Annotated in this window: 20 protein-coding genes; 7 read left to right on the top strand and 13 right to left on the bottom strand. The window is 73.2% G+C overall.

Annotated features, from left to right (window positions below):
• Window positions 1-81: 81 nt before the first annotated feature.
• From OG624_RS02350 to OG624_RS02340, 3 genes are all read left to right on the top strand, one after another.
• Window positions 82-2,835 (top strand): AfsR/SARP family transcriptional regulator, encoded by a 2,754-nt coding sequence (locus OG624_RS02350; RefSeq protein WP_371638965.1) that lies wholly within the window; start codon window positions 82-84, stop codon window positions 2,833-2,835.
• Between the two features lie 243 nt (window positions 2,836-3,078).
• The gene (locus tag OG624_RS02345; RefSeq protein ID WP_371638964.1) at window positions 3,079-4,296 is read left to right on the top strand and encodes a 4-hydroxybenzoate 3-monooxygenase; all 1,218 of its coding nucleotides are present in this window, start codon (window positions 3,079-3,081) and stop codon (window positions 4,294-4,296) included.
• 115 nt (window positions 4,297-4,411) lie between these two features.
• On the top strand, window positions 4,412-6,181 hold the full coding sequence (locus OG624_RS02340; RefSeq protein ID WP_371638963.1) for a methyltransferase: 1,770 nt from the start codon (window positions 4,412-4,414) through the stop codon (window positions 6,179-6,181).
• Window positions 6,182-6,205: 24 nt separating this feature from the next.
• Here OG624_RS02340 and OG624_RS02335 read toward each other — a convergent pair whose 3' ends face one another.
• Window positions 6,206-7,090 carry a hypothetical protein gene (locus OG624_RS02335; protein ID WP_033225287.1) on the bottom strand — a complete coding sequence of 295 codons (885 nt, stop codon included), beginning with the start codon at window positions 7,088-7,090 and terminating at the stop codon, window positions 6,206-6,208.
• Window positions 7,091-7,185: 95 nt separating this feature from the next.
• The gene (locus OG624_RS02330; protein WP_371638962.1) at window positions 7,186-9,030 is read right to left on the bottom strand and encodes an SIP domain-containing protein; all 1,845 of its coding nucleotides are present in this window, start codon (window positions 9,028-9,030) and stop codon (window positions 7,186-7,188) included.
• Window positions 9,031-9,274: 244 nt separating this feature from the next.
• On the opposite strand from OG624_RS02330, the gene OG624_RS02325 reads away from it, so the two are divergent.
• Window positions 9,275-9,733 (top strand): MarR family winged helix-turn-helix transcriptional regulator, encoded by a 459-nt coding sequence (locus OG624_RS02325; protein ID WP_033225291.1) that lies wholly within the window; start codon window positions 9,275-9,277, stop codon window positions 9,731-9,733.
• A gap of 92 nt (window positions 9,734-9,825) precedes the next feature.
• Here OG624_RS02325 and OG624_RS02320 read toward each other — a convergent pair whose 3' ends face one another.
• From OG624_RS02320 to OG624_RS02305, 4 genes are read right to left on the bottom strand one after another with little or no spacing between them, the layout of a single operon-like run.
• A complete protein-coding gene (locus OG624_RS02320; protein ID WP_352163956.1) occupies window positions 9,826-10,875 on the bottom strand; it encodes an ABC transporter substrate-binding protein in 1,050 nt (349 codons plus the stop codon).
• 14 nt (window positions 10,876-10,889) lie between these two features.
• Entirely contained in the window at window positions 10,890-11,717 is an 828-nt protein-coding gene (locus OG624_RS02315; protein WP_033225296.1) for an ABC transporter ATP-binding protein, read from the bottom strand.
• Entirely contained in the window at window positions 11,714-12,826 is a 1,113-nt protein-coding gene (locus tag OG624_RS02310) for a FecCD family ABC transporter permease (RefSeq protein WP_051763792.1), read from the bottom strand. The genes OG624_RS02315 and OG624_RS02310 overlap by 4 nt, the downstream gene beginning before the upstream one ends.
• 5 nt (window positions 12,827-12,831) lie before the next feature.
• Window positions 12,832-13,803 (bottom strand): FecCD family ABC transporter permease, encoded by a 972-nt coding sequence (locus OG624_RS02305; RefSeq protein WP_371638961.1) that lies wholly within the window; start codon window positions 13,801-13,803, stop codon window positions 12,832-12,834.
• Between the two features lie 216 nt (window positions 13,804-14,019).
• Here OG624_RS02305 and OG624_RS02300 point away from each other — a divergent pair, with 216 nt between their 5' ends.
• Window positions 14,020-14,793 carry a helix-turn-helix transcriptional regulator gene (locus OG624_RS02300; protein WP_033225299.1) on the top strand — a complete coding sequence of 258 codons (774 nt, stop codon included), beginning with the start codon at window positions 14,020-14,022 and terminating at the stop codon, window positions 14,791-14,793.
• A gap of 91 nt (window positions 14,794-14,884) precedes the next feature.
• Here the strand turns inward: OG624_RS02300 and OG624_RS02295 are convergent, their stop codons facing one another.
• Window positions 14,885-15,553, bottom strand: a complete 669-nt coding sequence (locus OG624_RS02295; RefSeq protein WP_033225300.1) for a DUF4232 domain-containing protein — start codon at window positions 15,551-15,553, stop codon at window positions 14,885-14,887.
• A 541-nt stretch (window positions 15,554-16,094) separates the two neighbouring features.
• Here OG624_RS02295 and OG624_RS02290 point away from each other — a divergent pair.
• Complete coding sequence (locus OG624_RS02290) at window positions 16,095-16,571, top strand: cupin domain-containing protein (protein WP_033225424.1); 477 nt, start codon at window positions 16,095-16,097, stop codon at window positions 16,569-16,571.
• Between the two features lie 19 nt (window positions 16,572-16,590).
• Here the strand turns inward: OG624_RS02290 and OG624_RS02285 are convergent, their stop codons facing one another.
• The gene (locus OG624_RS02285; protein WP_051763813.1) at window positions 16,591-17,163 is read right to left on the bottom strand and encodes a flavodoxin family protein; all 573 of its coding nucleotides are present in this window, start codon (window positions 17,161-17,163) and stop codon (window positions 16,591-16,593) included.
• 109 nt (window positions 17,164-17,272) lie between these two features.
• Between OG624_RS02285 and OG624_RS02280 the strand changes: the two genes are divergently transcribed.
• The gene (locus OG624_RS02280) at window positions 17,273-17,617 is read left to right on the top strand and encodes a MerR family transcriptional regulator (RefSeq protein ID WP_033225303.1); all 345 of its coding nucleotides are present in this window, start codon (window positions 17,273-17,275) and stop codon (window positions 17,615-17,617) included.
• A gap of 55 nt (window positions 17,618-17,672) precedes the next feature.
• On the opposite strand, the gene OG624_RS02275 is transcribed toward OG624_RS02280, so the two are convergent.
• From OG624_RS02275 to dhbC, 5 genes are all read right to left on the bottom strand, one after another.
• Window positions 17,673-18,122: a DoxX family protein gene (locus OG624_RS02275; protein ID WP_161288192.1), complete on the bottom strand. Its 450-nt coding sequence runs from the start codon at window positions 18,120-18,122 to the stop codon at window positions 17,673-17,675.
• Between the two features lie 88 nt (window positions 18,123-18,210).
• On the bottom strand, window positions 18,211-18,873 hold the full coding sequence (locus tag OG624_RS02270) for a 4'-phosphopantetheinyl transferase family protein (RefSeq protein ID WP_371638960.1): 663 nt from the start codon (window positions 18,871-18,873) through the stop codon (window positions 18,211-18,213).
• A 59-nt stretch (window positions 18,874-18,932) separates the two neighbouring features.
• Window positions 18,933-19,565, bottom strand: coding sequence for an isochorismatase family protein (locus OG624_RS02265; protein WP_371638959.1), 633 nt, complete (start codon window positions 19,563-19,565; stop codon window positions 18,933-18,935).
• 12 nt (window positions 19,566-19,577) lie between these two features.
• Window positions 19,578-21,275: a (2,3-dihydroxybenzoyl)adenylate synthase gene (locus OG624_RS02260; RefSeq protein ID WP_167745580.1), complete on the bottom strand. Its 1,698-nt coding sequence runs from the start codon at window positions 21,273-21,275 to the stop codon at window positions 19,578-19,580.
• Window positions 21,272-22,477, bottom strand: a complete 1,206-nt coding sequence (gene dhbC / locus OG624_RS02255) for an isochorismate synthase DhbC (protein WP_352163961.1) — start codon at window positions 22,475-22,477, stop codon at window positions 21,272-21,274. Before dhbC ends, OG624_RS02260 begins: the two co-directional genes overlap by 4 nt.
• Between the last annotated feature and the right edge of the window lie 3 nt (window positions 22,478-22,480).

Raw genomic sequence — 22,480 nt, 5'->3', positions numbered from 1 at the left:
ATCCGACTTATCCTCGATCAGGGGCCGTGCGTACATGGATGGAACGGTACGAAACGGTGCGGATCGACAAGGGTGGGGTCTGTGCAGTTCCGCGTGTTGGGGCCGGTCGCCGTCACGACGACGAACGGGGCTCCCCTCCCGCTCGGCCCCGCCAAACGTCGGAGCCTGCTCGCCATGCTGCTGGCCCACCCGAACACGCCCGTCGGCGTCGAGCGGCTCACCGAGGCACTGTGGGACGAGGAACCGCCGAGACACGCGCGCACCGTGCTGCAGGGACACGTCTCCCGGCTCCGGGCGGTCTTCGCGCAGCACGACGCGGAAACACACGGCGTGGAACTCCTCACCCAGGGAGCGGCGTACCGGCTGCGCCTGCCCGAAGCGCTCGTGGACGCCCACCGGTTCGAGGAGTCCCTCCGGTTCGCCCGGCGGAGCGCGGACCCGGCGCAGGCCGTGGCGGTCCTGCGCGAGGCACTGGGGCTGTGGCAGGGGCCGGCGTTCGCCGGGACCGTGCACAGCGCACCGCTGGAAGCGCCCGCGCACGCCTTGGAGGAGCTGCGCCTGACGGCCGTCGAGGAGCTGGCGCGCGCGTACGGGCAGCTGGGTGACCACGGAGCCGCCGCGTCCGTACTGGGCGCCGAGGCCACCGCGCACCCCCTGCGGGAGTCGCTCGTCGCACAGCTGATGCTGGCCCTGGCCAGGGCGGGCCGGCAGGCGGACGCGCTGGACCGGTACCACCGCACGCGGAAGCTGCTCGCCGACGAGATCGGCGTCGACCCCGCACCGGTGCTCACCGACGCGTACCGCACCCTGCTGCGCGTCGGTGCCGATGTCGCCGCCGATGTCGATGCCGGCAGCGACACCGACGCCCGGACCCCCACCGAGGCCGCTGTCCCTACCGACGACGAGACCGCCGTGGCCGCGGGGACCGCCGGCACCCCCCAACTCCTGCCCCGCCGCCCCCGGGGCTTCATCGCGCGACGGGACGAACTCGCCGTCCTCGACCGCGTCACGAGCGCGGTGCCGGGCCCCGTCGTCACGCTCACCGGCGCTGCCGGCGTCGGCAAGACCGCGCTCGCCGTGCACTGGTCGCACCGACGGCGCGCCGACTTCCCGGGCGGCACCCTCTTCGCCGACCTGTGCGGCTTCAGCCCCACCCCGCCCCGTGACACCCGCGCCGTGCTCCGCGAGTTCCTGCTCGCACTCGGCGTCCCGGTCGAACGGATGCCGGGCTCGCCCACCGCCCTCGGGGCCCGCTACCGCGAACTGACCGCCGGACGACGACTGCTGGTCGTCCTGGACAACGCCGTCGACTCCGAGCAGATCCGCCCGTTGCTGCCCGGCGGGGACGACTGCGTCACCCTCGTCACCAGCCGCGACCGGCTCGACGGCCTGGTGGCCACCGACGCCGCCCGCCCGGTGACGGTCGGCGCGCTGCCCACCGGCGACGCGACCACGCTGCTCGCCGCCGTGTTGGGCCCGGAGTCGGTGGCCGCCGAACCGGAGGCCGCCGCCCGCTTGGCCGGCCTGTGCGACGGACTGCCGCTCGCGCTGCGGGTCGCCGCCGCCCGGCTCGCGACCCGTCCGCACCGGGGCCTGGCCTCCTTCGCCGGAGAACTCGCCGACGAACAGCACCGGTTGGACCTGCTCAAGGTGGAGGACACCGGCGTCGCCGCGGCGCTCGGCCTCAGCCTGCGACATCTGCCCGAACCGGCCCGCCGGCTGTTCCACCACCTCGGCCCGCACACCGGTGCCACCCTCGACACCGCCGCCGCCGCCGCGCTCGCCGACTGCCCGCCGGCCCAGGCCGCTCTGGCGCTCGACCAGTTGGCCGCGGCCCAACTGGTCGTCGAGACGGGCCCGCGGTCCTACGTGCTGCACGATCTGGTGCGCCTCTTCGCCCGCAGCCTGGCACCCGGCCGCGAACCCGCCGGGCTGCTGCGGCTGCTCGACCACTGGGTACAGACCCTGCTCGCGGCGTGCGCGGCCGCGGAGCCCGGCGGCGAACCGTGCTGCGCCCCTCCGGCCGGAGCCCGGCGCTCGGCCGAGATCCGCCGGTTCGCCGACAGGACGGCCGCGCTCGCCTGGTACTCCGCCGAACGCGGCACCCTGCGGGCCGCGGTCGAGGCCGCCGTCGCGGCGGGCTTCCACGACCGGGCGTGGCGGCTCGTCGTGCTCCAGTGGCCGCTCATCGTGTGGCAGGTCCGCGACGGCTGGGTGCCGCTGCTCGAACAGGGCCTCGCGTCCGCGGAACTGGACGGTGATCCGGCCGCCCAGTCCCGGGCGTCGGCGCTGCTCGGCTGGGTGCTGTCCGAGGAGGGCAGGCCCGAGGAGGCCCTGACCCGGTTGGAGCGGGCCCCTGACCTCGCGGTCCGCGCGGGGGACATCGCCGGGGAGGCGGTCGCCCGGATCAACCTGGCCGTGGCGCTCATGCGCCACGGCGACCGCGAGCGCCCCGCCGCCCTGTTGGCCCAGGCCCTCGCCCTGGCCGAGCGGGAGGGCCTCACCGAGACGGCCACCCTGGCGCACCAACACCTCGCCCAGCACCTGCTGTCGGTCGGCGCCGCCGCCGAGGCCGCCGAACACGCGGCCCACGGACACGCGCTCGCCGCGCCTGCGCTGGCGGCCCCACGGCGGGTGGTGCTGCGCACCCTGTACGGCGAGGCACTGGCCGCCGTGGGACGTACCGGCGAGGCCGAACGACAGCTCCGCGAAGCCGTCCGGGAGGCCCGGGCCAACGCCTACGAGGAGGGCGAACTCGCCGCGCGGGCCGCGCTGGACGGCCTCCGATCCGAGCCCCGGCGGATCGATGCCGGCGCGAGGCCCGACCGGCCCTAGGGGACCTTCGTAGGAGGTACCGCCCGAGGCGCGTACCCGCTGAGGATCGGCTCGCGCGCCGGCGCGTACGGGAGCAGCGTGCCTACCTCCGCACGCCCGGAGCGCACCACCTGCCGGCTGCGGAAGCGGATCCCGGAGCCGCTGTCACCGGGTGGCCACGCGCATGTCGATTGTCACTCTATTCCTACCTAGGGATGGTTCAGGTAGGAGTGTGGATCTTCGCGTGCTTATGCTTCACCCGCTATGACGGAACGTCACACCACCCACACGTTATGTGAGTCCGCCGATGTGGTCGTCCTCGGCGCCGGCCCCGCCGGGCTCGTGCTCGGCATCCTGCTCCACGCCGCCGGGATCGACTGCGTCATCCTGGAACGTGCCTCCCGCGCCCAGGTCCGGACCCGGGCGCGCGCGGGGTTCCTCGCCCCGAACACCGTGGAGATCCTGGACCGCCACGGCCTCGCCGACGGCCTGCACCGGCACGGCCGCCGCCACGGCACCTGCGAATTCCGCACGCAGGACGGCCGGTTCCGCCTCGACTACGGGGCTCTCGGGCAGGGCGCGCAGCATCACGTCTACCCGCAGCAGCACCTGGTCACGGACCTCCTGACCCACTACCTCGACCTCGGTGGACGCATCTCCTTCCACACCGAGGCGCTCGCCGTACACGACACCGACGGCACCCGGCCGTCCGTCACCACGCGCGAACCCGACGGCCGCACCACCCGGTGGACCGCGCGTTACGTCGCCGGCTGCGACGGCCGGCACGGGGCGGCCCGCCGCTCACTGCCGCCGGGCGCCGTCCGTCATCACCGGTACGACCACGGCGTGACCTGGCTCGGCCTGCTCGCCGAGACCCCGCCGAGCCTCGACGCCGTCGGTTACGCCATCCACGACCGCGGCTTCGCCGGACACATGGCCCGCACCGCCGACGTCACCCGCTACTACCTCCAGTGGCAGCGCGGCACCCCCGCCGACTCCTGGCCCGAACAGCGGATCTGGGACGAGCTCGACATCCGGATGAGCGCAGCGGACCACGGCCCGCTGCGCCGGGGCAGGCTCCTAGAACGCGGGGTCTTCGACCTGACCTGCGACGTCGTCGAACCGCTGCGCCACGGCTCGCTCCTCCTCGCGGGCGACGCGGCGAGTCTGCTCGCGCCGGCCGCCGCGAAGGGCGCCAACCTCGCGGTCCTGGAAGCGGAGATGCTGGCCGAAGCCCTGGTCGATGCCCTCACCCGGGGCGACACCGCGGGGCTCGACAGCTACTCGGACCGCTGCCTCGCGTACATCTGGCGGGCGCAGGAGTTCACCGGGTGGATGACCCGACTCCTGCACGCACCCCCCGACCAGGACGAGGATGCCGGATCGTTCTTCCACGCCGCCCTGCGGCGTTCCCGGCTCGCGTCGCTGCGCACCTCACGCATCCACCAGGACTGGTTCGCCGAGAACTACGTCGGCGTGTGACCGCTGCGGGGCCCGGCCCCGTACCACGCTCACCCCGGCCTCCCCTCCACCCGCTTCGCCCTGCCCTTCTGCCCCGCCCTGCCCCGCTCCGTACCGGCCCGAGGACACCCCCACGATGACGACGACCCTCCCCGACGAAACGTTGCTCCGGGACGACACCGACTCCCTGCGCGCGGCAGCCCTGTTCGTCCGCGAGCACGACAGCGCCGCCCTGCTCCCGCTCCTCCTGCCCGGCCTCGACGGCCCGGACCTGCGGGCGCTCGCCGAGCACTGCCGCTTCGCCCACGCGGGACTGCTGCTCTTCCCGCCGGACGCGGACGGTCTGCGGGCCCAACTCGCCGACTGCGGACTGGCCGTGGACACTCCCTCCCACCCCAGCGTGGTGGTCCGGGACCGCCTCGCCCGGCGCCACCTGCGCGATCCCGCCGAGCTCGACGTCCGGATCCTGCGCCCGCAGGTCGACGGCCACGACGGGGAGCGGCGCGCGGTCGAGGTGTTCGCCCTGACCGTGCCCCCGCACTCCGACCTGGAACCGATCGCCGCCTACGAACGCACCCGCCGGCACGAGGCACACCTCGCCTTCGAGGTCGAGCGTCCGGAGCCACTGGCCCTGCGCGGCCTGTGCGCGATCCTCGACCGCCACGGCGCGCTGCCCGACGGCGGTGGCTACAACCCGCACGAGGACGGCACGGTCCTCTACTTCACCCTCCCCGCCGACGCCGCCTGCGACTACCGGCGACTGGAGCTTTACGCACCGGGCGACCACCGCGACACCCTCGCCGCGCACCTGGACCACTGCGACCCGCACCACCCCGACCCGCACCACCGCCCCCGTCATGACGCGCGGCAGCCCGCCGAAACGCTCCTCCACCTCTTCACCGGCGCGTGGACGACACAGGCCCTCGCCACGTTCGCCCGGCTGGGCCTGCCCGATGTGATGGACACCCGCACCGCCCACCGCACCGAGGACCTGTCCCGGCCGACCGGCACCCACCCCCGAAGCCTCGGCACACTCCTGCGCTACCTGGCCATGCTCGGAGCCGTCGTCGAGGAGCAGGAAGGATTCCGCCTGACCGCACTCGGCGCCCTGCTGCGCGCCGACACGCCCGGGTCGATGCGACCACTGGCCCTGATGTACGGGGGCCCGTTCTACCGCTCCTTCGGCGCTCTCGACCACGCCGTGCGGACCGGACAGCCGGCCTTCGACCACCTCTTCGGCGAGAACCACTTCGACCACTTCGCCCGCGACCCCGAACTCGCCGCCCTCTTCGACCGCTCCATGGCCGCGAGCTCACGAATGTTCCAGCCGCTCCCCACCCATCCCGTCATCACCGCCGCGGCCCAGGCGCCCGAGGCCGCGACCGTCGTGGACATCGCCGGAGGGAACGGGGAACTCCTCGGCCGGATCCTCACCGCGCACCCACGCCTGCGCGGTGTCCTCCTCGAACGCCCGCACGCCGTCCAGGCCGCCCGCCTCCTCCTCGACGCCACGGGCTGCGGCCCGCGCTGCGCCTACCGTGCGGGCGACTTCGCCGACGTGCCGCCCGGCGGCGACGTCTACATCCTGTCCCGCGTCCTGCACGACTGGGACGACGACCGCTGCCGCGAGATCCTGCGCCACTGCGTCCGCGCGATGCCCGCCCACGCGGACCTGCTCGTCGTGGAACGTCTCCTGCCCGTCGACGGTTCCCCCTCGCTGGCCACCTCCTGGGACCTGCACATGCTCTGCAACGTCGGAGGCCGCGAACGCCGGGCCGACCACTACGCACGCCTGCTCGCCGACGCCGGCCTCCAGCTCGTCGGCCGCCGGCCCCTGCCCCTGGACGCGCACGTGTTGCACGCCCGCAAGGTCGGCGCACCGGACCCCACCGCCCGGCGAAGCTGACGTACGTCCGTCACCGGTACTCCGTCACCGGTACGGGGTGCGTCGTTCGGGTGGGAGCGCCCGGTGGATCACACGGAGGGCGAAGGAGTTCGGGGGCTTCCAGACGTGCCGGTCGTCGAACGACCACGCGTAGACGGGGGATCCGTCGCGGACGCAGTCCAGCAGGCCGGGCGCCCCGAGCTCGTGGGCCGACCACGCGTACAGCCGCTGCAGCCTCGGCGCGATCACCCCGAAATCGAGGAGGCGGCCGAAGCCGATCTCCCCGTCGAGGTAGGTCCGCACCGTGTCGTGGAGCGGGTACGCGTCGGGGAGCACGCGCGACAGCTGCAGGAAGATCCCGGTCATCTCCACCCTGGGATCGCCGAGGAGCGGGGCGAGCGGGCGTAGCCACCCGAGGGCGAGGCGGGGCGCCGCGACGAGGGCGTGGGCGTACAGCACGCGGCACAGGACCACGTTCATGAAGAACCGCTCGGTCTCGTTCTCCGCCTCCGCGAGAGCGCGGTTCTCTAGGTAGGCGGCGACCACGCTCCCGTTGTGCGCCCGGTACCAGGCCCGGGCCGTGGGGTGGTCGGCGAAGGACCGCCATTGGTCGACCGTGCGCGCGGAGGCGGGCCCGGGGAGTCCGCCGCTCAGGCCCACCGCCTCGCAGCCGTCGCGGAGGATCCGTTCGTTCACCGCCCGCCACCACGGACTGCCGGGCCGGTCGGCGAACATCGGCCGCAGCACGCCCCGGCGTACCTGCCAGCGCATGAACGACATCGCCGCCCGGCGGAACGGCAGGTGGTGCGGCGCCTTGCCGAAGGGACCGTGGTAGCAACGCTCCATCAAGGCCATCCGCCCGATGGGGTCGTCGCGGACCGCGGCGACCTGCTGCCCGGCCCAGGCCGCGGCCGTGATCTCGGACATCATGACGACAGACTCGCACGAACCGGGTCACGTCGAAGCGCTGCCGTGCCGTGCCGTGTCGTACCCGGCCGGGCACGACCCGGCACGCCGGCCTCGGGTCAGGCGGTCGGTGCGAGCACCCACAGTCGGTGGTCCCAGCCGACGTCACGGCAGGCGCGGACCGTCAGCCCGGCCCGCTCCGCCAGCGCGGTCACGTCCTTCACCGAGCGCAGCCCGGAGCCGAACGCCGCCGTGAGCCGCAGGTGGTGCAGGACCGCGTCGATGTCGTCCGGGTCGGCCGCCTCCACCTGCTCGACCAGCACCACGGCGCCGTCGGCCGGGATCGCGGCCGCCGCCTCGGTCAGGGTCAGCACAGCGTCCTCGTCCGGCAGCCACTCCAGCAGCCGGCACAGCAGCAGCGTTCCGGTACCCGACGGCACCGGGTGCGTCTGCGCCACGAGCTCCACCCGGGGCAGCACCTCCGGATCGAGGATCTGCCCGCCCACGACATCCAGGACCGACGGCAGGGCGGCGAGCCGCACCCGCAGCCCGGGGAACTTCTTGACGAGCGCTCCCACGACCGTGCCGGCGCCGTTGCCCGACGCGCCGAGGACCTCCACCGCCGACCAGTCGTAGGCATCGGCGACCCCCGTCGAGACCCAGCGAGCCTCGTCCTCGATCGCGGTACGGGCCGAACCGCCCAGGCGCGCATCGGTGCGCAGCGCCTCGGCCAGGCTCTGCCCGGACGCCGTGCGGCAGCCGTTCGCACCCGAGCGCATCCGCTCGGCGAGCCCCACCAGCGACAGGTCGAAGGCGGCCTGCGCGCCGCGCAGGTCGTACTCCTCCAACGAGTGGTCGTCCTCGACCAGTTCCTCGCCCACCGGCGTCAGCCGGTACCCCTCGTCGGTGGCCTCGAACACCTCGATCTCCACGAGGTACTTCAGCAGCGCGCCGAGCGAGCGCGGCTCCGTCCCGCTGCGCCGCGCCAGCTCCGCCGGCTCCCGTACTCCCTGGTAGACGAGGTCGACCAGACCCAGCGTGACGGCCACGCGGATCGCGAGCCCGGGGGCCAGGTCGGTCAGTTCGTGGAGCCGCCCGTGCGCGTCCTCGCCCTCCAGGACATCGGGATCGGCCGGCTCGGCGAGGCCGGGGGCCACCTCGGCCCGCCGCCAGTAGCCGGTGATGTGCGTCTGCTCGCGCGGCACACCCCGGTCCACCGACAGGTGCCGGCGGATGCCCTTGAGGGTGACGGCCTCACCGGCGGCCCAGACGAACACCGTCCCCGGCAGCCACTCCATGTCCCGCACCGCGCGCTCCAGCAGGTCGCTGCGCCCGGCCGGGACGCCGTCGCGCACCAGCCAGGTGACCTCGGCCTCCGCGCGCGTCGGCAGCTCCTGGCGGTGGCTGTCCTCGCCGACCTCGATGAACACCCGGGCCCGGGTCCCGTCGGGCATCTCGTCGAGCCAGCGACCGATCGCGGGCAGCGCCGTCTCGTCGCCGATCACCAGCAGCCAGTCCGCGCCCTCGGGATGACTGTGCGACATCTTCGGCCCGGCGATCCAGGTCACCTGGCCCGGGGCGGCCCGCTGGGCCCACGACGAGGCGATACCGCCGTCGTGCCGGACGAAGTCGAAGTCGATCTCCCCGGCCACCGGGTCGAACCGCACCGGCGTGTAGTCCTTGGAGATCGGCCGTCCGTCCGAGGGCCAGTCCAGGCTGCTCACGTTCTGCCGCGGCAGCACCGGCTCCCGACCCTCCTCCGCGAAGAAGAACTTCACGTGGTCGTCGAAGCCCTCCGTGCGCAGCGCCGGGAGGGACAGGCCCGCGTGCTCGAAGGCGTGCAGCTGGGGCCCGCCCAGGGTCACCCGCCGCATCCCGGGCGTGACGTCCGAGACACGCAGCACCGTCAACTCCCTGAGCACGATGGGGAAGGTGACGACCGAGCGGGGACTACGGGTGGACATCCGACTTGCTCCTTCACATCCGTCCGGCAGATCCGGCATGCGGCCACGCTACGACGCCCCGCGCGCCCCGCATCCAACCCGCGGACCACGGCACTGCCACCCCGCGCGCAATCCGGACGCCGGCCCGCCCCCGGCTGCTCCGGGGCCGTGAACTCCCCGGACGGGGCTGGACCTCAAGTGCGGTCGAGTTCCTACGGTGTCGTGCGTAGGTGATCTCGACGAGAGCGAACGGAGCGGATCCACCATGGAGTACTCGCACGACGACGCCGAACTGGTGCGGCAGCCCATCGGCTACTGGAGCTGGGCCGCCTCGGATGCGGTGGTCACCCGTATCAGGGAGGTGCTCGCCGGAATCGGCACGACCCAGCCGCAGGCCTGGATCCTGGCCCGGATCGCCGCCGCCGAGCCGCCGGCCACGCGCGACGGGGTGACCGGGGTGTTGAGCGGTTACGCGGCCGCGGGTGTCGACGACCTCGACGAGGAGATCGACGCCACCATCGCCCGCGGCTGGGTCGCCCAGGGCCCCGACGGCCACCTCGAACTCACCACCGACGGGCGGGAGTTCTACGCCCGAGTCGCCGTGACTCAGGGGGAGCTGTGGCAGGAGCGACACCGCGGCATCTCGGACGAGGAGTACGTGATCACGCTGAAGGTCCTCCAGCGGTTCATCCACAACACCGGGGGGCACGCCTGGCACCACTGACCAGGTCCCCGGTCGCTACGCGGCGAGGCCCGCCTCCTGCGGGAGACGGGCCTCGGCGGTGGTCCGCGTGGCGACGCGCGCGGCGGGGGCTCCTACTGGCCGGCGACGGCCTTCGCGAGGAGCGGGGTGAGCTGCTCGACCACCCACGGGGCGCTCAGCGCGTCCGGGTAGGCGATGGCCGAGGAGAGGGAGTTCTCCGAGGGGATGACCGTGAAGTGCTTGGTCTTCACCGCGTTCAGCGACTGGAAGAGCTTGTTGGACTCCAGCTCGGTCGCGCTGATCACACCGCGGTCGCCGAAGGGGTAGGTGACCAGGAGGACGTCGGCGTCGAGCTGGTCGAGGTTCTCCAGGCTCACCGCGTTCTTGTTCGGCGCGTAGTTCTTCGCCTTGTCGGTCTTGGTGAAGCCGAGCTTCTCGAAGACGCCCGGGTCCTGGTCGGCGTAGGACATGAAGCTGACCTGCTCGGGGTGGACGACCGTGTAGGTGTACGTCTTGCCCTTGAACTCGGGGTGCGCGGCGGCGGCGTCCGTCGTGGCCTTCTCGTTCGCGGCGATGACCTCGTCCGCCTTGGCGCTCAGGCCCAGGGCCTTCGCGGCGGTCTTCAGCCGGTCCTGCCAGGTCAGGGTGTCGGCGTGCGCCTTGTCGGTGAAGGTGACCACCGGGGCGATGGGCTGCAGCTTGGCGTAGTCCGCGTCCATCTCCCAGGTGTTCATGCCGAGGATGATGTCGGGAGCCTCGGCCGCGATGGCCTCGTAGGCGGTGCCGTCGGTGTCGTCGTACGTCTTCAGCTTGCCGGCGCCGAGCTTGTCGATGGCGCGCTGCTTGTACTCGGGCACCTTGGCGCCGTCCTCGACGTCCGGGGTGATGACCGGGACGATGCCGAGGGCCAGCGCGATGGCGGTGTCGCCGTCGGAGACGGTGGCGACCTTCACCGGCTTCTTCTTGACCTCGGTCCTGCCCCACGCGTTGGTGAGGGAGACGGGGAAGGCGGCGGACGCGTCGGCGCCGGCGGCGGCCGGCTTGTCCTTGGCGGCGGTCGAGTCCTCGCCGCCGCACGCGGTGAGCAGGCCGAGGCAGGCGGCGGCCGCGGTGAGGGCGGCGAGGGCGCGGGCGGGGCGGCGCGTTCTGCGCGGAACGGACATGATGGTGGTGTCTCCTATGCGGGGATACGACGGCCCAGGGGGAAGATCTGGGGCCGCTCTGTGCGGGGATGGGGGACGACGAGACAGTCCAGGCCGAACACTTCGGCCACGGTCTCCTCGGTGAGCACCTCTTCGGGCGTGCCCTGGCGCACGACGCGGCCGTCGCGCATGGCGACGATCGTCGAGGCGTACAGGGCCGCCTGGTTGAGGTCGTGGGACACCAGCACGATCGTCTTGCCGGCCTGCTCGTTGAGGTCGGCGAGGAGGTCCATGACCTCGATCTGGTGGGCGATGTCCAAGTAGGTGGTGGGCTCGTCCAGGAGCAGCGTCGGCGTGTCCTGGGCGAGCGCGAGGGCGATCCACACGCGCTGGCGCTGGCCGCCGGAGAGCTGGTCGACCGGGCGGTCGATCAGCTCGGCCGTCCCGGTCGCGAGCAGGGCGTCCGCGATGACCTCGTCGTCGGTGGCGGTGCGCCGCTGTCCGAAGCGGCGGTGCGGGTGGCGCCCGCGCCAGACGAGGTCGCCGACGGTGATGGACTCCGGGGCGATCGGCGACTGCGGCAGGATGCCCAGGCGCTGGGCCACCTCGCGGGTGGACAGGTCGTGGATGTCCTGACCTTCGAGGAGGACCGAGCCGGCCGCGACGGGCAGCAGCCGGGCGACCGACTTGAGCAGGGTCGACTTGCCGCAGGCGTTCGGGCCGACCAGCGCGGTGATCTTGCCGGGCTCGATCCCGAGGGACAGCTCCTCGATGATCGGCTTCCGGTCGTAGCCGGCGCTGATGCCACGGGCTTCGAGCCGGAAGCCGGCGTCGGGGGAGGCGAGTACGGGTCGTGCGCTCATGCGGTGGCTCCTTGCCTGCGCCGGAGGATCAGCCAGACGAAGTAGGGGGCGCCGAGCAGCGCCGTGAGGACACCCGTCGGTACGGGGCTGATCAACGGGCCGTGCTGGGCGAGGACATCGGCGCCGAGGACGATGACGGCGCCGATCGGGACGGCCAGGGCGACGGACCGGTCGGCGCCGACCAACCGGATCGCGATGGGACCGCTGATCAGCGAGACGAAGCCGATCGGGCCGGTGACGCTGGTGGCCAGAGCGGCGGCCGCGGCCCCCACCAGCAGGGTCGCGATCCGGGCGGCCCCCACCCGGGTGCCGAGCCCGAGCGCGAGCTGGTCGCCGAGGGCCATGCTGCCCAGGGCACGGTCCAGCAGGGCGGTGCAGAGCCCGCACACGGCGAGCGCGCCCGCCAGCGTGGACACCCCTTCCCAGGTGGCGTCGTTGACGCTGCCGACCAGCCAGCGCATCACCTGTGCGATCCCGTGTTGACCGGCCACCGTGAACAGGTAGTTCACGTAGGCGGTGCACACGGCGCTCAGGCCGATGCCCACGAGGACCAGCCGGTACGTGTCCACGCCCCCGCCGCGCCTGCTCAGTGCGAGCACGGTCGCCACGAGCGCGAAGGCGCCGCCGAGGCCGGCCAGGGAGGTCCCGAAGGGGACCGCCGGGGCGAACAGCAGCATCGTGGTGGCGCCGGCCCCGGCGCCCGCCGAGATGCCGACGATGTCCGGGGTCGCCAGGGGATTGCGGATGAGCCGCTGGTACAGGGCACCGGAGAGGCCGAAGAGGGCTCCGGCGAGCAGCGCCGCCAGTGCGCGCGGCATCCGGATGCGGAAGATCACGTAGTCGGCCAGGCCGGTGCGCATCCCGAAGGCGGCGGGCAGGATGTCGCCCGCCGGGATCCGCTTGACCCCGCCGAGCAGGATCGAGGCGACGAGCAGGGCGAGCAGCATCAGGACGAGCACGAAGGTGACGAGGCGGGCCCGGCGGAATCCCGCCCGGTGGGCGCCGCCCAGCCGGGCCACGGTGGCGGCCTTGAGTTCCGCCGCGGTGTCCTGGGAGGCCTGCCCGAGGCTGCGGGCCCCGTCCGTCCGGGGCGCGTGTGTCTGTGCCATGTCACTCACATCCGGACCAGGTCGCGGCGGCGCGCGAGCCACACGAAGAAGGGGGTGCCGACGAAGGCGGTCATCACCGACACCTGGACCTCGCCGTGGTCGATCACCAGCCGGCCCGCGGTGTCGGCGCCGACGAGCAGGACGGCTCCGCAGATCATGGACAGCGGCAGTGACCAGCGGTGGTCCGTGCCCACCAGCATCCGGGCGGCGTGCCCGGCGACCAGGCCGACGAAGGCCACCGGCCCGACGGCCGCGGTGGCGGCCGCGCACAGCAGCACGGCGACGGCCGCACTCGCCAGCCTGGCCCGCTCCACCCGGACGCCGAGCCCGCGGGCGGTGTCGTCACCGAGGCTCAGCAGGTTCAGGGTGCGCCCGAGCGGCAGCGCCAGCAGCAGACCGGTCAGCGCGAACGGGAGTGCCTGGCCCAGGAACTGTCCCCGGCCGGTGAGTTGGCCCACGGACCAGAAGCGCAGGTGGGCGTAGACGGCCTCGTCGCGCACCACGAGCAGGGTGATCAGCGAGGACATCACCGCCGCGACGGCGACCCCCGCGAGGACGAGGCCGATCGTGCTGCTGCCCGCGTTGGTGCGGGTCCCGATCAGGAAGACGAGGACCGCGGTCACCGCCGAGCCGGTCAGCGCCATCCAGAAGTAGCCCTGCACGCTCGACGCGTCGAGGAAGAGGATGCCGAGCACGACGAACACCGCCGCGCCCTGTTGCACGCCGAGGACGCCCGGCTCCGCCAGGGGGTTCATCGTCAGGGCCTGCATGATGAGCCCGGAGGCGCCGAGGGCGGCCCCGACCGTCAGACCGAGCAGCGTGCGGGGTATCCGTTCCGTCCACAGGACGTCGCCGTTGTAGCCCTCCGCGCTCGGGTGCAACAGGATCCGCACGATCTCCAGCGGGGATATGTCACGCGCACCGAGGCCGATGCTCGCGAGGGTCACGGCGGCCAGCATCAGGCCGGCGAGCACCACGACCACCGTTCCACGCGAGGCACGGGGCCGCGCGGGCGTCGGTGTCGGTGGTGCTTCCGGCGAAGCCGATTGCTTCATGGGTCTTCGGGTACTCCTCACCTGCTCAAGCTCGAAGTTAGGCTAGCCTTACCAAAGCGGTGTCCGGTCCAATGCCGGAGGCGAACCGCTCACAATCAGGGGTCAAGAACACGACCCCTGCGGTAGGGGGAGGATGTTGTGGCCGAGACGGGACTGCGCAGCGTGCGAGACGAGGAGACCCGGACCGGGGACGCGATCATGGCCGATGACGATTTCATCGCCGAGGGCGGACACCCGCTCCACGTCCACGAGTTCCACGAGTTCCTGCACGTGCCGGTCGGCAGGATCGTGGTCACCGCCCTCGGCCGGGACCACGAGCTTTCGGCGTCGGTGGCCCTGTGGATCCCGGCGGGCATCGCGCACAGCGCACGCTTCGGAGCCGACTCGGTCATCGCGGTCGAGTCCTTCGACGCGGACCGGTTCCAGCTGCCGTTCCAGGACGTCACCACCATCAACATCACCGACGCCCAGCGCAGACTGGTCCTCGGCCGGATGCGCAGCACCCGCGCCCAGGCAGAGGACCCGGAGGTCTTCGCCGCGCTGTCCGCCGGGCACCGCAACTGCCTGCCGCTGCCCCAGCCCACCAGTCACACCGCCGGCGTGGTGGCGCGGGAGCTGGCCCGGACGCCGAGCGATCCGCGCACCGCGACCGAGTGGGCGGAGAACCTCTACACGAGCTCGACCAGCCTGCGTCGGGCCTTTCGCGCGGAGACCGGGATGGCCTTCTCCGAGTGGCGCACCCGGCTCCGACTCAACCACTCGCTGAGCCTGCTGGAACAGGGCCAGTTGGTGAGTTCGGTGGCCGCCCGGGTGGGGTTCGTCAGCACCAACGGCTACATTCTGGCCTTCCGCCGCCACTTCGGGCAGACGCCGGGCGCGTACGTACGCAACTCGCTGGACCGGTCCGCGTAGCGGCGGCGCCGGCGGAAACGGACCTGCCCCGTACCCGGGGGTCACGACCCGGGTACGGGGCAGTCGGTGGTAGGTGGTCGGGCTACCGGGGTCAGCCGCCCTGGCCGGCGCTTCCCACCGGGCCGACCTTCACCGGGGCGCCGCCGCCCTCGGTGACCGGCAGCGTGCCGGTGCCCGGCCAGGCGAGGGTGACCGACCTGGTCTCGTCCGGCGGGGTCACCACCAGCCCCGTGACGCGGACGCCGGAGCCGCCCGAGGTGTTGAGCGGGTAGCTGATGCCGAAGTAGGTCGACCCACCCTTCTTCAGGACGGCCGTAGCGGGCTGCTGCCCCGTGCGCTGCGCGGACAGCGAGCCCGAGTCGGTCTTCAGGTCGACGCCCGCGTACCCGGAGATCGTGCAGTCCCGGGTACCGCGGTTCTTCAGCGTCACCGCGACCGTGCCGTCCTTGTCGCCGCCGATGGTGCGTTCCGCCGCCGTGATCGCCAGTTCGTCGGTCCGGCACTTGCCGACCTTGCCGCTCGCGTCCGTGCCGGTCCCGGCGCCGGCCGTACCCTTCCCGTCGGAGCCCGCCCCCTGCGAGGGCTTCCCGCCGCCCTGATCCGAACCGCCCCCCGAAGGCGAGGCGCCGGACGGGGCGGACGCGGTGGACGAAGCCGACGGGGTGCTCCGCGCCGCCCCGTCGTCGCCGTTCTGGCAGGCCGTGAGCGACAGGCTCGCGGCGACGGCCACGGCGGCGAGGGTCAGCTGGTGAACGCGCATCGTTTCTTCCTCAGGATCGGTCGGACGGAGGTGCGGGCGGTCGGTGCGGGCCGGTTCGGTTCGGTTCGGTTCGGTTCGGGAGAGCGTCTCCGATCAACAGGAGTCGCCCGACCCGTACCGCCGTTCCACCCGACCGTCCACCCGTACCTTCCTGTGACACGTACCGCCGAACCCGACACGCCCGCAGCCGCCCGGCGCGCGCCCGCGACCGGCCGGTACGGTGGTTTCCGTCGCTCCCGGGCACCCGCACGGGGCGTCGTGCGCCGGGACAGACCCGTGACCCGGCAGATCTTGACCCCAACGGGTGGTGTGCCTCCCCAACCCGCCTTCGCCCGGACCCGAAGGGTGTCAGCCTGTACGGGAGGACCGGCCGTTCCGCCGCGTCGGGCGGGCCGAGCGGCACACGTCCTGGCGCTCGGGCGACCGCTGCGCACCCCGGTGGTTGGTGCGGACACCTACCGAAGTGATCTCATGGGCGATCACGAGGTCGGCAGAGCGGCCGAACACGCGGGAAGGACATGTGGTGGTCGAGCGGGGAGCCGTGGGTGTCACAGTCACAGGATTGGTCGAGGCCGCCGCGGACGGCCAGAGCGGCGCCCTGTGGCGACTACGGCACAAGGGCCGACAACTCGACGCGAATCTGGTGCGCCTGCTGCCCGGCGGCGAGATCGCCGTACACCGGGAGCCCGAGGTGGACGTCCTGCTCACGGTCGTACAGGGCGGCGGTTCCCTCACGCTGGACGGCGCCCGGACGGAGGTCGTCCCCGGCTCGCTCGCCCTGCTGCCACGCGGCTCCGCCCGCTCGCTCCGCGCCGGCCCCGAGGGACTCGTCTTCCTCACCGCGCACCGCAGACGGGCCGGCATGGCCATCGGCCGGCCGCCCCGCACCGAACCCCGCACACCGCAGTGCCCGCTCCACCTCGTCTGCGAGCAGTGCCACCGGCACGCCATAGAGGCCGACGCCCGGTACTGCAGCTGGTGCGGCACCCGCCTCGTCCCCCGGGCCGCCACGGGCTGACCCCGAAGCGGCGGACCCCCTACGGGAATCGGGCCAGGGGCGCATCCTGGGCGAAGAAGGTCTTGGCGCGGATCGTCGCCCGCTCGTCGTCGCGCACCTGGCCCGGTCGGGAGCCGTTGCCGAGCAGTACCCCGCCGAAGTGCATCCGCATGTAGGCCGCGGTGTGGTGCAGGCCGGTCACCAACCCCTCGGCGCGGGCCTCGTCGTGGTCCGCCATGGCCGTCACGCCCCACAGGGTCCGGCCCGCCATCCGCTGCTTGAAGTCCGAGCCGGGAGAGGTGAGCCAGCCCGACCAGTAGTCGAGGTAGCGCTTGGTGTGCGCGGAGAGCGCGTACCAGTACAGGGGCGAGGCGATGACGACGTCGGTCGCCTCCAGGGTGGCCCGTCTGAGCATCGCCTCGCTCTCCCCGGGCGTCCAGCCCTCGGCCTCGTGCCGGCCGTCCTGGAAGTCCGGCAGGTCCGACGCGGCCAGGTCCACCCAGTGCTGCCGGGTCCCGGCGGGCAACTGCTCGGCGGCCTGCCGCGCGAGGATCTCGGTGTTCCCGCCGGACCGGGAGCTGCCGAGGACGAAGAGGAACGAGCGGTCGGTCATGAACATCACTCCAGTGGTGCGCGGCCGCGCCGACGGAATGCCGGCCGATGGGTGCGACGTTAGACGTTGACATCAATGTGAAGGTCAACCGGACACAGGGGTACGGCACATGCTGATCGGAGAACTGTCCCGGCGTACGGGCGTCAGCTCCCGGCTGCTGCGCTACTACGAGGCGCAAGGACTGCTCGACGCGGAGCGCGGCCCGAACGGATACCGCGACTACACGGCGGACTCCGTGGCCGCCGTGCGCAAGGTACGGGCCCTGCTGGCGGCGGGCCTGTCCACCGAGGTGATCCGCTCGGTGCTGCCGTGCGTGCGGGGCGAGGGGGTGCGCTTCGCCTGGTGCGAGGAGATCCGGTCCGTACTCGACGGGGAACTGGCCGCCATGGACGCGCGCATCGAGAGCCTGCGGAACAGCCGTGCCACCCTGGCCTGTTACCTGGAGCAGCCCTGAGCCCCGCCCTCGGGGGACGGGGGCGGGGCTCAGGGAGAGCGGGGGACGGCCTGCCTCAGACGGTCGCCGCCCGGGGCTGCTGCTCGGTCTCCGCGACCCGGTTCCCGCGGGCGGGCAGGAGCCGGTCCAGGGCGAAGGCGCCCGGGCCGGTGAAGACGAGCAGCAGGAAGGCCCAGCAGTACATCGCGGAGGACTCGCCGTTGTTCTGGATCGGGAAGAGGGCCTCCGCCTGGTGGGCGGTGAAGTAGGCGTACGCCATCGAGCCGGAGGCGATGAAGGCCGCGCTCCGGGTCCCGGCGCCGAGCAGCACCAGGGCGCCGGCGACGAGCTGGATCACCGCCGCGTACCAGCCCGGCCAGGCCCCGAGGGGGACGGTGCCGCCGCCGTGCGCGCCGCCGAGGACGCCGAAGAGGGAAGCGGCGCCGTGGCAGGCGAACAGGAGGCCGGTGACGATCCGGAAGAGACCCAGCGCGTAGGGCCGGGCGGTGTTCAGACGATCCGTCATGGGGAGATCCTTCGTGGGGTACGGGGACGGGGACGGGCGTGAGGGTGAGCGTGGGGGGTGGGGGGTCAGGTGAGCGGGTGGAGGACCGTCAACCGGTCCACAGGGCCAGGGCGGCGACCCGGCCGGTGGGCACCGGCAGGTCGTACACCTGGTGTTCGGAGGTCCGCGCGGCCTCCGCGGCCGTGCCCACGTAGGGCTGCCGCGTGCCGTGCGTGAGGCCCTGCCCCGTGGACTTCAGTACGGCCTCCTTGCGCGTCCGGCAGCGGGCGAAGGCGGTCGGCCGGGCGGTCCGGGGGAGGGCGAGCAGCTCGTCGCGTTCGTCCTCGTGCAGCCCGGCCATGGAGGCCTGCACCAGGGCGTGCGACGGCAGGTCCGCCACGTCGACCCCCACCGGTACGGGAGCGACCGCGACCACGACCAGGTCGCCCGCGTACGCGAGGGAGAAGTGGACCGGACGGCCCGGCAGGTAGGGACGCCCGTGCGGACCGCCGCACGCGGCGCAGGGCTCCCGGTCGACGATGAGGCGGGCCGGCGGCGTTCCGAGGAGCGTGCCCAGGATGTCCCGCAGACAGACGTGTGCGACCAGGAAGCGGTCCACGTCCGCGAACTGCCGGAAGCCGTCCGCCCGCAGGGACTCCGTCCGGTCGAGCTCGCCCCGCCGGGCCGTGGCGGCCGCGGCGTTCTCCGCCACCGAGGCGGCCCACACCCGGGTCTGCCCGGGCAGGACCACCGGCAGCGGGACGGGATACACCGGCGGTACGTGCGCGGCGCCCGACCGCGGCCGCGGCCGGGCCCGCAGCGAGGCCGGTCTCACAGCTGTGCGCAGACCCGGTCGGCCGTGGTGACCACGGCACAACGACCCGCCGCCCACTCCAGGGCCGTCCGGTGCTCGCGCTCGGAGAAGTCGGCGACGGCGTCGGCGACCAGGAAGGCCTGGATGTCCTGCATCCAGGCGTCGCAGGCCGTCATCAGCACACCGATGTGCGCGTACACACCGGTGATCACCAGCTGGTCCCGGCCCATCGCGCGCAGCCGCTCCAGGAGGTCGGTCCGGACGAAGGCGCTGTACTTCCACTTGGTGAGCACCGTGTCGTCCGGGCCCGGCGCCACCACCGCGGGGATCGCGGCGGCCGTCGGGTCGTCCGGCAGGCCCGGCCCCCAGAAGTCCTGCTGCAGGCCTCGCTCGGCCGGGCTCTGGCCGCCGGGCTGCGCGGTGTAGAACACGGGCACCCCGGCGCGGCCCGCCTCCTTCTTCAGCCGTGCGACCTGCTGGAGCATGCCGGTGACGGGCTGGGCGTCCGTGTCGAAGGCGGAGAGGAAATAGTTCTGCAGGTCGTGGACGAGCAGGACCGCGCGGTCCGGATCCACCGTCCAGTCGACACGGTTGGCCGGCAGCTCCTCGGCGGTCGGCAGCGGGTAGGGGGCGATGGCGGGCAGGGCCATGGGTTCATCCGTTCAGGGCTGGTGGGGCGGTACGGGGACGAGGGCGGGGGCGTCGGCGGGAGCTGCGGTGCGCAGGTCCCGTTTGGAGACCTTGCCCACGCCGGTCTTGGGGAAGGCGGAGACGAACTCCACCCGGTCCGGCACCTTGTACGCGGCGAGGCCGCGCTCGCGAACGAACTTCTTCACGGCGGCGGGCCGCAGTTCTCCGGCACCCTCGCGCAGGATCACGTAGGCGCAGGTGCGTTCGCCGAGATAGGGGTCCGGTTCGCCGACCACGTTGGCGTCGTGGACGGCCGGATGCGCCAGGAGATGGTTCTCCACCTCCTCCGCCGCGATCTTCTCCCCGCCCCGGTTGATCTGGTCCTTGGCGCGTCCCTCGACGACCAGGTGCCCGGTGGGCGTCATCCGGACGATGTCCCCGGTCCGGTAGAAACCGTCCGCCGTGAACGATCGGGCGTTGTGTTCGGGGGCGTTCCAGTACCCGCGGATGGTGTACGGGCCACGGGTCAGCAGGTGGCCGGACTCGCCCGGGAGCACCTCGCGGTCCTCGTCGTCGACGATCAGGATCTCGTCGTCCGGGGAGATCGGCCGGCCCTGGGTGGTGACGACGATCTCCTCGGGGTCGTCGAGGCGGGTGTAGTTGACCAGCCCCTCCGCCATCCCGAACACCTGCTGGAGCGTGCAGCCCAGGCCGGGCCGGACCCGACGGGCGGCCTCCTCGCTGAACTTGGCGCCACCCACCAGCAGGACCTCCAGGCTGCCGAGGTCCCGGTCGGTGCGCGCGGCGGCCTCCGTCCAGAGCAGGGCCAGCGGGGGAACCAGCCCGGTGATCGTCACGCCCTCGGACTCGATCAGCGGGAAGGCGACGTCGGGCACCGGCTGCGGGCACAGCACCACACGGCCGCCCGCGTACAGGACGCCGAGCGAACCGGGCGAGGACAGCGGGAAGTTGTGGGCGGCGGGCAGGGCGACCAGATACACCGAGTCGGCGTCCACCCCGCAGATCTCGTTCGAGCCCCACAGGGAGTAGATGTAGTCGTCGTGGGTGCGCGGGATCAGCTTGGGCACACCCGTGCTGCCGCCGGACAGTTGGAGGAAGGCGAGGTCGTGCGGGGCGGGCGCGGGGCCGAGCCCTTCGGCGGGTACGTCCAGGGGGACGTCGGCCAGCGCCGTGAACTCACCCGGGTCGGCGTCCGCGACGAACACCTGGCGCAGCCCCGGGACCTCGGCGCGCACGGCCGCCGCCAGCTCGCGGTAGTCGTGGCCGCCGTGCACCGCGGGGATCACGTACGCCGCCGCCCCGGTGAAGGAGCAGAAGTAGGAGATCTCGGTGCGGCGGTGCGCCGGCAGCGCGAAGACGGGCAGGGCGCCGATCCGGAAGAGCGCGAAGACGACCTCGAAGAACTCGGCCGTGTTCGGCAGCTGTACGACGACCTTGTCGCCGGGCAGGATGCCGCGCGCCGTGAGGCCGGCGGCCATCCGGTCGGCCCGCGCGTCGAGTTCGCCGTAGCTCCAGGTGCGCCGGCCGCCGTCCGGGCCACCCGTCGGGTCCACGAGCGCGATCCGGTCGGGGTGGGCCGCCGACCGCTCCCGCAGCACGGAGCCGAAGGTCTCGCCCCGCCACCAGCCGGCCGCCCGATAGCGCTCGGCGAACTCGGCGGGCCAGGGCAGCCAGGCCGCGGGGTCCGCGTCGTTGTGGGGCTCGCTCACAGCTCGGCTCCGACGGCCTGCAGGAAGGTACGGAACTTCGCGGCGGTCTCCGCGGTCTCGGCGTCGGGCTCGGACGCGGAGACGATCCCCGCCCCGGCGTACAGGCGCAGCCGGTTGTCCTCGGCCTCGGCGCAGCGGATGGTGACGACCCACTCGCCGTCACCGCTGCCGTCCTCCCAGCCGACCATGCCGGTGAAGAAGCCGCGGTCGAAGGGCTCGGTCTCCTCGATCACCTTGCGGGCCACGCCGGTCGGACTGCCGCAGACGGCCGGGGTCGGGTGCAGGCTGGAGGCGATCTCCAGAGCGGAGACGTCGGGCCGCGCGAGGACGCCGGTCACGGTGGTGGACAGGTGCCACATGGTGGCCGTACGGAGCAGGGTGGGGTGCTCGGGGACGTCGAGGGAGGTGCAGTACGGGGCCATGGCCTGGTGCACTGCGTCGACGACGACGGCGTGCTCGTGCAGGTCCTTGGCGGAGTGGAGCAGGGCGGCGGCCCGGCGGACGTCCTCGGCGAGGTCCGCGCTGCGCGGGGTCGACCCGGCGAGCGGGTTGGAGATGAGCCGGTCCCCGCGGCGGGACAGCAACAGCTCAGGGCTGGCGCCGAGCAGGTTGCGGCCGGGGCCGGTGGGGAGCGCGAAGGTGTAGCCGGAGGGGTCCCGGCGGGCGAGCCGCTGGACCATGGCGGGTATGTCCAGGGGTCTGTCGGAGGCGAGTTCCAGGGTCCGGGCCAGTACGACCTTGCTGAACTCGCCCTGCCACATCCGGTCCACGGCCGAGGCCACGCCCTTGGCGTAGACGTCGGCCTCGGGGACGGAGGCGATGGCCCAGTCGGTGGGTGCCGGACCGGCGGCGGGCAGGGCGATCAGCGGGTCCGAGGCGAGCGGCGGGCCGCTGCGCAGGGACTCCGGGACCACGAGGGCCGCGCGGGCGTCCGGGGCGAAGGGGATCGCGCCGATCACCACGGGGTAGGGGTGTCCGGCGCGTCGCGCCTCGGCCAGGGCCTGCGCGACGCGGTGCGGCAGCGGTTCGGCGGAGTGCGCGACCTCCTGGCGGATGCCCTGGGCCAGCAGCGTCCGGGTGGGGGTGGCGAGGAACCGGGCTCCACCGCGGTAGGCGTCGAGCAGCGTGGTGGCCGCGCCGACGGACGGGTGCACCGGATCGGCCGGTGCGGGGGGCGTGGCGACATGGTGGACCGTCGGCACGGT

It is taken from the genome of Streptomyces virginiae (assembly GCF_041432505.1).
Classification (GTDB): Bacteria; Actinomycetota; Actinomycetes; order Streptomycetales; family Streptomycetaceae; genus Streptomyces; species Streptomyces virginiae_A.
Note: the sequence above shows the minus strand (reverse complement) of the source record. Positions and strands in the feature narration are given on the sequence as shown.